Origin of the sequence: Pedobacter sp. R20-19 (assembly GCF_000708265.2) — a bacterium.
Classification (GTDB): domain Bacteria; phylum Bacteroidota; class Bacteroidia; order Sphingobacteriales; family Sphingobacteriaceae; genus Pedobacter.
In genome coordinates, this window is sequence record NZ_JCKI01000002.1 from 510,604 (window position 1) to 524,137 (window position 13,534).

The following is a 13,534-nucleotide window of genomic DNA, read 5'->3' on the forward strand; positions in this document are numbered from 1 at the left end:
TTTAATAGCTGCTCGCCTTATTTAATAGAGAAATATCTTCTGGCATTAATTTCAGATTGGCCGCTGCTGTAAAAGATTTTAACTGATTCAGATCTGTTACACTTGCAATTGGTGCTGTAATGGAAGGATGGTGAATAAGCCATGCCAGTGCTACAGATGCCTGTTCTACATGATATTTGTCTGCAACCTGATCTAATGCATCCAGAATCTGAAAGCCTCTTTCATTTAGAAACTTTTTAATGCCGCCACCACGTTGACTTTTCTTTAAATCTTCTTCGCTGCGGTACTTTCCGGTTAGAAAACCGCTGCCCAGAGAATAGTAACTAACTACTCCTAAATCATGATCCAAACAAATTTTTTCATGTTCGCGTTCAAATTCTTCCCGGTCAAATAAATTATATCCGGGTTGATAAACTTCGTAACTTGGAAGATGGTGTTGTGCAGAGAAAATTAAAGATTCTTTTAATCTTTCAGCAGAAAAGTTTGAAGCACCAATCCAACGTACTTTGCCAGATTTAATTAAGATTTCATATGCGCTTAATGTTTCTTCTACAGGTGTAGACTCATCATCAAAATGAGAAAAATATAAATCGATATAATCTGTTTGCAGACGCGAAAGAGAATGTTCAACCTGGTTAATGATGTAATCTTTTCTTAATGATTTGCCTTGCCCCATATCCGAGCCTACCTTTGTTGCAATAACCACATCATGGCGTCTGTTTCTTTTTTTAAGCCAGTTACCAATAATTGTTTCTGATTCTCCACCTTTATTTTCTGGAACCCAGCGTGAATACACATCGGCTGTATCAATAAAATTAAAACCAGCATCAACAAAATGATCGAGTATTTCAAAAGACTTTTGTTCGTCGATTGTCCATCCAAAAACATTTCCTCCAAATACTATGGGTGCTATATTTAAATCTGTTTTTCCTAATGTTCTTTTTTCCATGATGTTCACTTTTGTATAGAATAACAAACCAATAGAATGGTGGTTTTTGCTGGCAGTCTCCTTTTTGTCAGATTTTTACTGCCCTAAGCATTTCTCTCTTACCTGGCGCACCAGGTAGTTTTTCAATGTTGAAACCAGCTGCTCTTACCGCACGTTTAAGGTTGCCGGTAATGGCATAGGTTACAAAAATACCACCTGGCTTTAAAAAATTGCAGGCATGAGCAATAATTTCATTCGTCCACATTTCAGGCTGATGTTGCACGGAGAAAGCATCGTAATAAATTAGGTCAAATCTTTTTTCTGTGGTAAAGTTGACAAGTGTGGTATATGGGATTTCAAGCTTACAGTATTCAGATAGTGTTTGTGGGTGATGTAAAGCTTCATTATAGTTATTAATAAAACTATCCCAAATAGCTGGAGATACATAAGCTGAATAACCTGTTTGGTTAATTACATCAAAAGTAAGTGGAAAAGCCTCCACACTGGTGTAGTCTAAATGAATTTGGTGTTGAGCACAGTATTCTACACTCAAGATAAAGTTTAATCCCGTTCCAAAGCCAACCTCCAAAATTGAAATAGCTGATTTTTCTGCTGAAGCAAATTTTAATCCGGCATCTATAAAAACATGTTTGCTTTCTTGTAAAGCACCATGCTTGCTATGATAATGCTCTCCAATGGTTTCATTGTAAAGGGTGTTGGAACCATCGGCAGTAGGGGTTATAATATTCATGTTTTGGATGATGAGGATTAACGGGTTCAAGATAATAGTTGAAAATTTATTATTTTCGCATATCAATAATTTATGATCATGCAAAAATAGTACTTCTATTTTAGTTTCACCTAACCACCTAACTACCTCCATGGACATTGAATCTTTTAGAGAATACTGTTTAAGCTTGCCTGGTACAACCGAGGGAATGAAATGGGATCATTTGTGTTTTATGATCGAAGAAAAAATATACATCATTATTGCTATTGACGAGGGAAGCAGGTTTTCGATAAAATGTAATCCTGATGATTTTGATGAATTAACGGCGAGAGATGGAATTGCACAGGCTTATCATTTGGCAAAAAGGCAATGGATTATGATTGAAAATCTCGAAGTTTTTAACGATCAGGAATTGAAATCGAGGGTGGCCGACTCAAGAGCGATGGTTTTAGCCAAATTGCCCAAGAAAACACAGGCAAAATATATTGAAGCTTAAATCAGTTTTTTAAGTGCCATGATGTAACCGATATGCATGCCTTCGTGAAAAGGAATAAAGTTGATGGCATCTTCAATGTTTTTCAATTTCATGCCATAGCGTTTATCCCATTGATCGAACGCTAAAAACAAATTATTGGCATAATCTACTTTAAACTGATCGATACTGGCTAAAAAGGTAATGTAAATATCTTTGATTTCAGTTTCACTAAGGAAGCCATCAGGCTTTGTTCCACTTAAAAAAGGCAAGAAATGTTTATCTGCCACAGTAGGTAACAAGCCTGACCTCGAATAGCAAAGATTTTGTTGTGCTGCGGTTAAATGTGCAATATTCCAGATGATGTTATTGTTAAAACCATTTGGGATTTTATTGAGCTGTTCAATGCTCAAATCCTTCACTAAATCTAAAATAAACAGTCTGGTGTTTCTTATCTGATTTAACTGTTCTTCACTGCTTTGCATTTTAGTTAATAGCGGTTAGGTTATTGTTTTGCATCGTCTTTTTTTATTCCTTTATCTGCATTCAACTCTTTTGATTTCATGATGTTGAAATTATACATTTCTTCAATGCCCACTAGTTTTCTTGTACATTTTTCAATATCAGTACCTTGTTCCCATAAATAAGGGCGGAAACTGTAGCTTTTGGTATCTGCTAAATTCCCAATAAACTGATCCCAGGTGCTCCAGCGTAAGCCTTTGTAGAATTTAGATAGGTCGCTATCAAAGCAGAAAATCAGAAACTCTCCATAGCCAGCGCCAAGGGGTTGCCAGGTAAGTGTATTGGGTTCTAAGTAATAAACATTCTTAACATCAGGCCCTAAGCCACCATAATTAATGGCGAAGAAACCACCTACGGCATCGTCAGCAATAAGTAGATAAGGAATGTTGTCTCCATATTCCTTGATGGTTTTACCTTTATTCCATTCTGCGATATTACGTGTTAATCTTTCACTGCCTGAGCCTAAAATTCTGATCCAGCCATTGTCTACCATGATACCGCCAGTATTGTAAATAACTGATCCCAGTGTGGCATAGGTGGTCATCTGTGCATTATATAGCACTTCTTTAGCTCTAGAAGAATCAACGGGTAAAACTTCAACTTTATTTTTAGCAGAATCAATCCACTTTTGTACCAATGGCCAGGCCGGATCAGTTTTGTTAATTAATTTATCTAAACTGATGAGTTTATTTTGAGCGGAAACACCAAATGAGATGAAGCATAGGGCCAGTAAGGAAAAAAAATTAAGTGTTACTTTCATGGATAATGATGATGGATGCATAAGTAGATCAAAGATATAATGATTCTCATGGATTTTAGTTTGATCCTGAATTAAAATCTCTAAGAATCATAAAACGAAACGCTCCCATGGTTGTGGGAGCGTTTGCGATAATGTATGAATGAATAGGGTGGATAGTTTAGGTTAACTGGTGGATAGCTTTACGATTTCCAACTTTCAACTCTTCACCTTAATTTACCACATTCTAATTCTGTCTTCTGGTTTTTTATATAATTTATCGCCAGGTTTCACATCAAAAGCCGTATACCAGGCATCCATATTAACTGGTGCGCCAATGGTACGGTACGGACCTGGAGAGTGTGGATCTGTTTTAATTAATTGCGCTGCACTTTCTGGTAAAATATTACCTCTCCAAACTTGTGCCCATGATAAGAAGAATCTTTGATCTGGTGTAAAACCATCAATTTTTTCATTGCTCTGACCTTGTTTTGTCATTTTGAAGGCTGTGTAAGCTGCATTTAGTCCACCTAAATCGCCTATATTTTCGCCCATAGTTAATTTACCAATAACATGAACAGTATCTAAAACAGTATAGGCATCAAACTGCTCACCTAACGCTTTTGTTTTAGCATCAAATTTAGCTTTGTCTTCAGCTGTCCACCAGTTTTTTAAGTTACCATGTGCATCATACTGACTTCCACTATCATCAAAACCGTGGCTCATTTCATGACCAATTACAGCACCAATTCCACCATAGTTTACAGCATCATCTGCATTTGGATCAAAGAATGGAAACTGTAAAATTCCGGCAGGGAAAGTAATATCGTTCATGGTAGGGCTGTATGACGCATTAACTGTTGGAGGAGTCATACCAAAACGATTACGATCTACTGGTTTACCTAATCTGTTTACGTTTTCATTGTAACTCCATACACTTGCATTACGTAAGTTCTGGAAATAAGTATCTCTTTTAATGTCTAGGCCAGTATAAGTTTCCCATTTTGTAGTGTAGCCTACTTTTGGTTTAAAGGCAGCAAGTTTTTCTAAAGCTTTTTTCTTGGTTTCTGCACTCATCCATTCCAGGCCGTTAATTCTAATTTCGAAAGCTTTGCGTAAGTTTACAATCATGGCATCCATCCGTGCTTTCGCTTCTGGTTTGAAATATTTGGCCACATAAAGCTGTCCTAAAAGTTCACCAATAGTGCCATCTGTTAAAGACGACATGCGTTGCCAGCGTGGAGTTTGTACTTTCTGTCCGGTTTGTGCTTGTGTAAAAGCAAAGTTTGCCTTAACAAATGGAGAACTCAGGCTTCCTGCAGAATTTTTTAAAATATTCCATTGTAAATATGTTTTCCAATCTGCCAGTGGAACTGATTTCAACATGCCATCTAAACTGGCTAAAAACTTAGGTGATGATACCAAAACAGTATCCTGTCCCTTAATTTTAAATTTTGGTAAAAAAGCAGCCCAGTTAATATCAGGTGTTTTCTTATTCAGATCTGTTACGGTAAGTTTATTATAAGTGGCATATGGATCACGCATTTCCATGCGGCTCATTTGTGCCTCTGCCAGTTGCTTCTCAATTTTAAAAACAGTTTCAGCTTTCTGCTTTGCTGCTGCTGCATCACTTCCTGTTAAGGTGAACAGGGTTGTCATATAGGTGTTGTAAGCCTCACGAATTTTAACACTTCTGGTATCATCTTTCAAATAGTAATCACGATCTGGCAAAGTTGTACCACCCTGACCAATGTTAACCATGTATTTGCTTACATTTTTGCGATCCTGGCCAATACCAACACCAAACATCGGACTGCCAATTCCACTCACCCGCATATAGGCTACCTGATCTAAAACACCTTGAATATCTTTGATTTGATTTATTTTTTCCAGATCAGCTTTAATTGGTGTATAGCCTAGTTTTTCAATGGCTACCGTGTCCATTGCTGCGGCAAAAAAATCACCAACACGGCGTTTAACTGAACCAGCTGGTGCAGATTTATCAGCTGCAGCATCTTCTACTAAAGTTTTTACAGCATTGATGTTAAAATCGCGAAGTTCATTAAATGAGCCCCAGCGAGTCTCTTTGGCTGGAACTGGATTATTTTTAACCCAGGTACCACTGGCGTAAGTGTAAAAATCATCGCCGGGTTTTACGGATAAATCCATATTTGCCGGGTCAATAAATTTTTTCGTGGTCTGTGCGTTTGCAGAAAGGCCTGCGGCTACTATACCAAGTGCAGCAAAATATGTTTTCAAATTTTGGTATTTCATTCGATTGAATAAGTTAGTTATTAATGCGAAATTTATGAAATACTAATTAATACTGAGGCTTTATACCAAGAATATTACTTGTTAAACCAATAGTATATTTTTGCCAAACCGAGACGTCTGATAATTTCTGATGCTGAAAATGTGATTTTAATGGATTTCATGATTTTCAATCTTTATAACAGTATTAACATTTTTTAACATTATTTATTGTGTCCTTGTCAAAAAAATCACTATCAAGAATGATTCAGCATAAAGCATTTAATTTTATCTAAATTTGATCGTCTGTTATTTAACAGACTTGAAATGAAGGCTTATTGTGGATAGATATTGCTTAAGCTACATTTATACTCTTTTGATGATTTTTAAATTCATTAGGTTTTTAATTAAAATTGTATTTCCTTCATCATTTAAGAACTTAATATAGTTAGCATAAATATAATGAGCCATAATCACGATCAAGAAGATAGTTGCTGCAGTACCAAAGCCCATTGTAAGCCTGAGCATAAACATTCGCATGAAGATGGAGATGACCACGATCATGGTGGCGATCCATCTGCATTTAAAACCTATCTGCCTGCACTGGTTACCCTAATAATGTTGTTGATTGGAATTGTTTTCGACCATATTTTGAGAGTTGATGCATTTACCATTATACGGCCTTACTGGTATGTTGTTGCTTATCTGCCGGTAGGTATCCCTGTTTTGAAGGAGGTTTGGGAAACTTTTAAAGCGGGAGATTTCTTTACTGAATTTTCCTTAATGTCTATCGCAACCATTGGCGCATTTGCCATTGGTGAGTATCCTGAGGGAGTAACGGTAATGCTTTTTTATACCTTCGGAGAGTTATTTCAGATGGCTGCAGTAAATCGGGCAAAGAGAAATATCTCTGCATTACTGGATGTACGTGCCGATATCGCTCATGTATTACGCAATGGAAAGTATGAAAGTATTAATCCGGAAAAAGTTATTATAGGCGAAACCATACAAATCAAAGCTGGTGAAAAAATTCCTTTGGATGGCGAAATGCAATCAGAAAAAAGTAGTTTTAACACCGCTGCATTAACAGGAGAAAGCAGTCCTAGAACTATTATTAAAGGAGAGAGTGTATTGGCAGGGATGCTAAACCTGGATCAGGTGATCGAAATTAAGGTGACTAAAATATTTGCTGATAGTGCACTATCCCGAATTTTAGAAATGGTTCAAAATGCGACAACGAGAAAGGCAAAAACGGAATTGTTTATTCGCAAGTTTGCCAAAGTATATACACCAATTGTATTTTTTTTAGCGCTGGCTTTGGTGCTTGTTCCCATATTAATTTTAGGAAATGACTATCATTTTCAAACCTGGTTATATCGTTCATTGGTTTTTCTGGTCATTTCTTGTCCTTGTGCATTGGTTATTTCTATTCCGCTAGGTTACTTTGGTGGTATAGGTGCAGCCTCTGCTCATGGGATTCTCTTTAAGGGATCTAACTTTTTGGATTTAATTACGAAATTAAATACAGTAGTAATGGATAAAACGGGAACGTTGACTAAAGGCGTTTTCAATGTTCAAAAAATAGAAAGTAATATTGGAGAAAATGAATTTATTGGTCTCTTAGCAGCATTAGAAGCTAAATCCACTCATCCAATTGCTAAAGCAATTGTTAAATATGCTGGAGATCACATTACTTATCAGGCTGAAAACGTAGAGGAAATCTCTGGAATGGGACTGAAAGGCGTTGTAAATGGCCAGGAACTTTTGGCTGGCAATATTAAACTCCTTACAAAATTTAATATCGATTTCGATCCAGAAATTAATAATCTGGTTGAAAGCATTGTGGTTTTGGCTATTGATGGAAAATATGCTGGCTATGTTTTAATTGCTGATGAAATTAAGGAAGATGCAGCTGATGCGATTGCTCAGCTTCATCATAATGGCGTTACTCAGGTTGTAATGTTAAGTGGAGACAAGACCAGTATCGTTGAGAAAGTTGCCAAGAGTTTAAACATCAGTTCTTACTTTGGGGATTTACTACCTGAAGGTAAGGTTTCGAGATTAGAGGAAATTAAAAAAGATAAAAATAATGTAGTTGCTTTTGTAGGCGATGGTATTAATGATACGCCAGTTTTAGCCATTAGTGATATCGGGATTGCGATGGGTGCCATGGGGAGTGATGCTGCTATTGAAACTTCAGATGTAGTGATACAAACTGATCAACCTTCAAAAATTGTAACGGCCATTAAAATTGGTAGGGCAACCAGAAGAGTAGTCATTCAAAATATTACATTGGCCTTTGCGGTAAAGGCATTGGTGTTAATTTTAGGTGCTGGTGGAATTGCCACCATGTGGGAAGCTGTTTTTGCTGATGTTGGTGTAGCTTTACTGGCAATTTTGAATGCAGTTAGAATTCAGAAAATGAAGTTTTAATTTGCTATAAAAATTAGTATATTTGGTTATGAATAAGCCAGTTCCTTATCCAGATTTACATGATGAGCCTGTTAGGGAATTTAATGATATTGATGCATCATTAACCTATAGCTATGCGAATTACTTAAACTGGCTTTTTCAGGATCGGGTTGAGCTCATTAAGGGTAAAATCTTTAAGATGAGCCCTGCGCCATCCAGGGTGCATCAAGAAATTTCTATTAATTTATTAAAATCTTTCATAAATTTTTTGGATGGTAAACCTTGCAAAGTTTATTCTGCGCCTTTTGACGTTCGTTTTTCAAAAGAAAGTAAGGAGGATAAGAATGTGTTTACCGTATTGCAGCCAGATATTTGTGTAGTTTGCGATAAAGGTAAATTAGATGATCGGGGCTGCATTGGTGCACCTGATTTAGTTGTAGAAATCCTTTCACCGGGTAATACCAAAATGGAGCTATTACATAAATATCAGGTTTACCAAGAGTTTGGTGTCAAAGAATATTGGGTGGTGAGCCAAAGCGATCAAAGTATTTTGATTTATACCTTAAATGAGTTTGGTAAATATCAGCCCTCAAAAATATTTACCTTAAGTGAAAAGGTAGGCTCTTCTGTTTTAGTGGGTTTTGAACTTGCATTGGATGATGTTTTTAGTGATTTAAATTAAAAGCTTAAAGGGTAAGGGCTAAAGTTGAAAGTCTTATTTACAAATGCAGTAAACTTATTAGGTATTTAATTCTCTATGATTTTTCTATCATTAAGCTTTTAAGTCATCTTTTATTTTTAGCAAAAATTAGAATGTGTTATGTTAATGTTAGCCGGGATAAAAAAATTAAGACGTCTTAGTATTGAATATCTCGCTTTATTTTACTACAAAAATTAGTATATTTGGTTATGAATAAGCCCGTTTCATATCCGGATTTACATGATGAGCCCGTTAGGGAATTTAATGATATTGATGCATCATTAACTTATAGCTATGCGAATTATTTAAACTGGCTTTTTCAGGATCGGGTAGAGCTCATTAAGGGTAAAATCTTTAAGATGAGCCCAGCGCCGTCACGGGTGCATCAGGAAATTTCCAGGAATATTTTTAATCCAATAGCTAACTTTCTTAAAAATCAATATTGTAAAGTCTATTCTGCACCTTTTGATGTGCGTTTTCCGAAAGAAAGTAAGGAGGATAAGAATGTGTTTACCGTATTGCAGCCAGATATTTGTGTAGTTTGCGATAGAAGTAAGTTAGATGATCGGGGCTGCATTGGTGCACCTGATTTAGTTGTAGAAATTCTTTCTCCAGGTAATACCAAAGTGGAGCTATTACATAAATATCAGGTTTATCAGGAGTTTGGTGTCAGAGAATATTGGGTGGTGAGCCAAAGCGATCAAAGTATTTTGATTTATACCTTAAATGAGTTTGGTAAATTTCAGCCCTCAAAAATATTTACTTTAAGCGAAAAGGTAACCTCTTCTGTTTTATTGGGTTTTGAATTGGCATTAGACGATGTATTTCAGGATCTTGATTAAATCATTGGAAATATAAATTAAGGGAGGCAATTTGTTGTAGTTTTTTATACTATAAATTTTAGTATATTTGATTATGAATAAGCCAGTTATATATTCAGATTTAAATGATGAACCCGTTAGGGAATTTAATGATATTGATGCATCATTAACGTATAGTTATGCGAATTATTTAAATTGGTTATTTCAGGATCGGGTTGAGCTCATTAAAGGTAAAATCTTTAAGATGAGCCCTGCGCCATCACGTATACATCAAAAAATTTCGATTAGAATTTCTTATTCATTAGTTCATTTTCTAAAAGGTAAATCTTGTGAGGTTTATAACGCACCTTTTGATGTTCGTTTTCCTAAAGAAAGTAAACAGGATAAAGACGTATTTACCGTATTGCAGCCCGATATTTGTATTATCTGTGATAAAAATAAATTAGATGATCGGGGCTGCATCGGCGCACCAGATTTGATTATCGAAATTCTTTCCCCAGGAAATACTAAAGTGGAGCTGTTGCATAAATATAAAGTTTATCAAGAGTTTGGCGTAAAGGAATATTGGGTGGTGAGCCAAAGCGATCAAAGTATTTTGATTTATACCTTAAATGAGTTTGGTAAATTTCAACCTTCAAAAATATTTACCTTAAGTGAAAAGGTATCTTCATCAGTTTTGCCAGGTTTTGAACTATCACTTGACGATGTGTTTCAAGATTTAGATTAGAAGATTATGGATTGCTAATTGAGCTACAAGTTAAATATATTGATTCTTAAATTCTTCTACAGCCTCTTTTAAAGTTTTTCCATCATTGTCTTTAAACCAAGCCATAAAGATTCTATTGTTTTTCCAGCTTTCTCCGAAATGTGATCGGAAATAACGCCGTACATTTTGTGTGTTTTTAAAATCTTTGGTGATGATTGTTTGATCACTCAAAGGTTCGGAATGCCAATTAAATTTGCTCATCAACAAATTTGGAAAAAATTATTATGATTTTCGGTAGGTTTTGACCTTAAGACAGGTATTTCGTCAATCGGAATGAAGCCTATAAATATCTTTAACTTCCCCTATCCAATAGCAAATTAAGCCAGTGTGAAGTTCAGCTAATTGCTTTTCGATGATTTCAATTACAGCAAGAAGTACTTTTTAAGAGGGAGATCATGCTATATACCTAAATTCCGCATTTATCTTTCTGTTTTAGTCTTTTAGCTTTGCGCTTAATTAGCTATTTTTGGGCTTTTATATTAATTTTTCATGAGCATTTCCACTAAGTACAATCCTGCAGAAACAGAAGATAAATGGTATAGCTACTGGCTATCAAAAAAGTTTTTCCATTCAGAGCCTGATGAGCGTGAGCCTTATACCATCGTCATTCCGCCGCCAAATGTAACTGGAGTATTGCACATGGGGCATATGTTGAATAATACGATTCAGGATGTTTTGATTCGTAAAGCACGTATGCAGGGTAAAAATGCCTGTTGGGTTCCGGGTACTGACCATGCATCTATTGCTACTGAGGCGAAAGTTGTGGCCATGTTAAAGGAGCAAGGCATGGATAAAAAAGACCTCTCGCGTGAAGAGTTTTTGAAATATGCCTGGGAATGGAAAGAAAAATACGGCGGTATCATTCTAGAGCAATTAAAGAAATTAGGCGCAAGCTGCGATTGGGATCGTACACGTTTTACGATGGAAGAAGACCTTTCCGCTGCTGTTATCGATTCATTTATTCATTTGTACAAGAAAGGCTGGATTTATCGTGGTATCCGTATGGTAAACTGGGACCCTGCTGGTAAAACGGCCGTATCTGATGAAGAGGTAATCCGTAAGGAAGTAAATCAGAAATTATATTATATTAAGTATCAGGTAGTAAGTAGTGATAATCAAGATGATCCGGAATACCTAACCGTCGCTACAACGAGACCTGAAACGATTATGGCCGATGCAGCGATTTGTATTAATCCAAACGATGAACGGTTTACGCATTTAAAAGGAAAAAAAGTTTTTGTTCCGCTGGTTAATCACGAAATTCCAGTAATTGAGGATGAATATGTTGATATTGAATTTGGTACAGGCTGTTTAAAGGTTACGCCAGCACATGATTTAAATGATTATGAATTGGGCGTTAAACACAATTTGCCTGTTACTGATATTTTAAATGATGATGGAACTTTAAATGAACTTGCCGTTATATTAGTGGGCGAGGATAGGTTCGTTGCCCGTAAAAAGATCGCTAAATTGTTAGATGAAGCAGGTCATTTAGAAAAAGTTGAGGATTATAAATCTCAGGTAGGTTTCTCTGAACGGACAGATGCTGCTATTGAACCTAAACTTTCTATGCAGTGGTTTGTAAAGATGAAAGAGATGGCGCAGCCAGCATTGGATGACGTTTTGAATGGAGAAGTTAACCTGATTCCGAATAAATTTGAAAACACCTATCGCCACTGGATGGAAAACGTTCGAGATTGGAACATTTCCCGTCAGCTTTGGTGGGGGCAACAAATTCCTGCCTGGTATGATGATAAAGGAAACTGGGTAGTTGCCAAAACAAAGGACGAAGCATTAGAAGAATTCTGGAATAAAAAGCATTTAGATGATCATGGTGTGGAGGCAGATAAAGCTGGCTTCAAACATCAGCTTGAGCCATTTATCAAACAAGATGAAGATGTAATGGATACCTGGTTCTCTTCCTGGTTGTGGCCAATTTCTGTATTTGATGGTTTTAAAAACCCTGATAATAAAGACATCAATTATTATTACCCTACCAATGATTTGGTAACAGCACCAGAGATTTTATTCTTTTGGGTGGCTCGTATGATCATGGCCGGACATGAGTTTATGGGTAAAAAACCATTTACCAATGTGTATTTAACAGGTATTGTTCGCGATAAATTAGGTCGCAAAATGTCTAAATCATTAGGTAATTCACCTGATCCGATTGGACTGATTGAAAAATATGGTGCCGATGCCGTTCGTGTAGGTATGTTAATGTCATCGCCTGCCGGTAACGACTTGATGTTTGATGAAAGCTACTGTGAGCAAGGGCGTAATTTTGCCTCAAAAATTTGGAATGCTTTCCGTTTGGTTAAGGGATGGGAAGTTGATGAAAATTTAGAGAATCCGAATACACAGGCAATCTCCTGGTTTGAAAATCGTTTCAATGAAGCGTTAGTTGAGATTGAGGCTAATTTTAAACAATATCGTTTATCGGAAGCTTTGATGATCACCTACAAATTGGTTTGGGATGATTTCTGTGCCTGGTACTTAGAAATGGTTAAGCCGGCTTATCAGCAACCAATTGATGCAGAGAGTTATCAGGCTACCGTTGCTTTTTTTGAGCAGATTATTAAGTTATTGCATCCTAATATGCCTTTTTTAACAGAAGAATTATGGCATGATGATTTGTTTGCTGAACGTGGAGAAATGGATTGTTGTATCGTTGCATCATTCCCGGAAGCTGGTGAAATAGATGAAAAATTATTGAAAGATGCTGAGGTGATAAAAACGGTTGTTGCAGAAATTAGAAATGTGAGGAATCAAAAACAAATATCTCCAAAAGAAGCCTTGCCACTCAGTTTGAAAGTGAATTCTGATATCGACTACGAAAAATGGTTGAATATTGTTTTCAAATTGGCTAATGTTTCTGAAGCTGAAATTGTAAACGATAAAATTGCCGGTGCAACTGCATTCATGGCTGGAAAGGATGAATTTTTCATTCCGCTTTCTGAAAATATTGATGTTGAAGCAGAACGCACCCGTTTAAATGCTGATTTAGTTTATTTGCAAGGTTTCTTAAAATCTGTTGATGCGAAGTTGAGTAACGAACGTTTTGTGCAAAATGCGAAACCAGAAATTATTGCCAATGAACGCAATAAGAAAGCAGATGCTGAGGCAAAAATCAAGATCATTGAAGAAAGTCTGGTGATGCTGGGATAAGATTATTAAATAAACCTATGAGATTTTTA

At 36.3% G+C, this 13,534-nt stretch carries 12 protein-coding genes; 6 read left to right on the top strand and 6 right to left on the bottom strand.

What is annotated here, in order from left to right; translation table 11 throughout:
- Position 1: 1 nt before the first annotated feature.
- On the bottom strand, positions 2–949 hold the full coding sequence (locus AN34_RS06045) for an aldo/keto reductase (RefSeq protein ID WP_029283307.1): 948 nt from the start codon (positions 947–949) through the stop codon (positions 2–4).
- A 67-nt stretch (positions 950–1,016) separates the two neighbouring features.
- Positions 1,017–1,679 carry a tRNA (5-methylaminomethyl-2-thiouridine)(34)-methyltransferase MnmD gene (mnmD, locus tag AN34_RS06050; RefSeq protein ID WP_029283309.1) on the bottom strand — a complete coding sequence of 221 codons (663 nt, stop codon included), beginning with the start codon at positions 1,677–1,679 and terminating at the stop codon, positions 1,017–1,019.
- 130 nt (positions 1,680–1,809) lie between these two features.
- On the opposite strand from mnmD, the gene AN34_RS06055 reads away from it, so the two are divergent.
- Positions 1,810–2,154: an MmcQ/YjbR family DNA-binding protein gene (locus AN34_RS06055; protein WP_029283311.1), complete on the top strand. Its 345-nt coding sequence runs from the start codon at positions 1,810–1,812 to the stop codon at positions 2,152–2,154.
- Here AN34_RS06055 and AN34_RS06060 read toward each other — a convergent pair.
- The 3 genes from AN34_RS06060 to AN34_RS06070 form a co-directional block, all read right to left on the bottom strand.
- The gene (locus AN34_RS06060; RefSeq protein ID WP_029283313.1) at positions 2,151–2,615 is read right to left on the bottom strand and encodes a DinB family protein; all 465 of its coding nucleotides are present in this window, start codon (positions 2,613–2,615) and stop codon (positions 2,151–2,153) included. The genes AN34_RS06055 and AN34_RS06060 overlap by 4 nt on opposite strands.
- Positions 2,616–2,635: 20 nt before the next feature.
- On the bottom strand, positions 2,636–3,412 hold the full coding sequence (locus AN34_RS06065; protein WP_029283315.1) for a DUF2625 family protein: 777 nt from the start codon (positions 3,410–3,412) through the stop codon (positions 2,636–2,638).
- A 213-nt stretch (positions 3,413–3,625) separates the two neighbouring features.
- Positions 3,626–5,662 (bottom strand): M13 family metallopeptidase, encoded by a 2,037-nt coding sequence (locus tag AN34_RS06070; protein ID WP_029283317.1) that lies wholly within the window; start codon positions 5,660–5,662, stop codon positions 3,626–3,628.
- Positions 5,663–6,100: 438 nt separating this feature from the next.
- Between AN34_RS06070 and AN34_RS06075 the strand changes: the two genes are divergently transcribed.
- The 4 genes from AN34_RS06075 (at position 6,101) to AN34_RS06090 (ending at position 10,298) form a co-directional block, all read left to right on the top strand.
- Positions 6,101–8,071 carry a heavy metal translocating P-type ATPase gene (locus AN34_RS06075; protein ID WP_029283319.1) on the top strand — a complete coding sequence of 657 codons (1,971 nt, stop codon included), beginning with the start codon at positions 6,101–6,103 and terminating at the stop codon, positions 8,069–8,071.
- 28 nt (positions 8,072–8,099) lie between these two features.
- Positions 8,100–8,732: a Uma2 family endonuclease gene (locus tag AN34_RS06080; protein WP_029283321.1), complete on the top strand. Its 633-nt coding sequence runs from the start codon at positions 8,100–8,102 to the stop codon at positions 8,730–8,732.
- A gap of 227 nt (positions 8,733–8,959) precedes the next feature.
- Positions 8,960–9,592 (top strand): Uma2 family endonuclease, encoded by a 633-nt coding sequence (locus AN34_RS06085; RefSeq protein WP_029283323.1) that lies wholly within the window; start codon positions 8,960–8,962, stop codon positions 9,590–9,592.
- 73 nt (positions 9,593–9,665) lie between these two features.
- Positions 9,666–10,298 (top strand): Uma2 family endonuclease, encoded by a 633-nt coding sequence (locus AN34_RS06090; protein WP_029283325.1) that lies wholly within the window; start codon positions 9,666–9,668, stop codon positions 10,296–10,298.
- Between the two features lie 30 nt (positions 10,299–10,328).
- On the opposite strand, the gene AN34_RS06095 is transcribed toward AN34_RS06090, so the two are convergent.
- Positions 10,329–10,538 carry a DUF6434 domain-containing protein gene (locus tag AN34_RS06095; RefSeq protein ID WP_029283327.1) on the bottom strand — a complete coding sequence of 70 codons (210 nt, stop codon included), beginning with the start codon at positions 10,536–10,538 and terminating at the stop codon, positions 10,329–10,331.
- A gap of 288 nt (positions 10,539–10,826) precedes the next feature.
- Between AN34_RS06095 and AN34_RS06100 the strand changes: the two genes are divergently transcribed.
- Positions 10,827–13,505: a valine--tRNA ligase gene (locus AN34_RS06100; RefSeq protein ID WP_029283329.1), complete on the top strand. Its 2,679-nt coding sequence runs from the start codon at positions 10,827–10,829 to the stop codon at positions 13,503–13,505.
- Positions 13,506–13,534 lie beyond the last annotated feature (29 nt).

What these genes read in the sequence shown, in the direction of transcription:
- AN34_RS06045 (WP_029283307.1), bottom strand. Translation starts at nt 949, where the DNA reads ATGGAAAAAAGAACATTAGGAAAAACAGATTTAAATATAGCACCCATA.
- mnmD (WP_029283309.1), bottom strand. Translation starts at nt 1,679, where the DNA reads ATGAATATTATAACCCCTACTGCCGATGGTTCCAACACCCTTTACAAT.
- AN34_RS06055 (WP_029283311.1), top strand. Translation starts at nt 1,810, where the DNA reads ATGGACATTGAATCTTTTAGAGAATACTGTTTAAGCTTGCCTGGTACA.
- AN34_RS06060 (WP_029283313.1), bottom strand. Translation starts at nt 2,615, where the DNA reads ATGCAAAGCAGTGAAGAACAGTTAAATCAGATAAGAAACACCAGACTG.
- AN34_RS06065 (WP_029283315.1), bottom strand. Translation starts at nt 3,412, where the DNA reads ATGAAAGTAACACTTAATTTTTTTTCCTTACTGGCCCTATGCTTCATC.
- AN34_RS06070 (WP_029283317.1), bottom strand. Translation starts at nt 5,662, where the DNA reads ATGAAATACCAAAATTTGAAAACATATTTTGCTGCACTTGGTATAGTA.
- AN34_RS06075 (WP_029283319.1), top strand. Translation starts at nt 6,101, where the DNA reads ATGAGCCATAATCACGATCAAGAAGATAGTTGCTGCAGTACCAAAGCC.
- AN34_RS06080 (WP_029283321.1), top strand. Translation starts at nt 8,100, where the DNA reads ATGAATAAGCCAGTTCCTTATCCAGATTTACATGATGAGCCTGTTAGG.
- AN34_RS06085 (WP_029283323.1), top strand. Translation starts at nt 8,960, where the DNA reads ATGAATAAGCCCGTTTCATATCCGGATTTACATGATGAGCCCGTTAGG.
- AN34_RS06090 (WP_029283325.1), top strand. Translation starts at nt 9,666, where the DNA reads ATGAATAAGCCAGTTATATATTCAGATTTAAATGATGAACCCGTTAGG.
- AN34_RS06095 (WP_029283327.1), bottom strand. Translation starts at nt 10,538, where the DNA reads ATGAGCAAATTTAATTGGCATTCCGAACCTTTGAGTGATCAAACAATC.
- AN34_RS06100 (WP_029283329.1), top strand. Translation starts at nt 10,827, where the DNA reads ATGAGCATTTCCACTAAGTACAATCCTGCAGAAACAGAAGATAAATGG.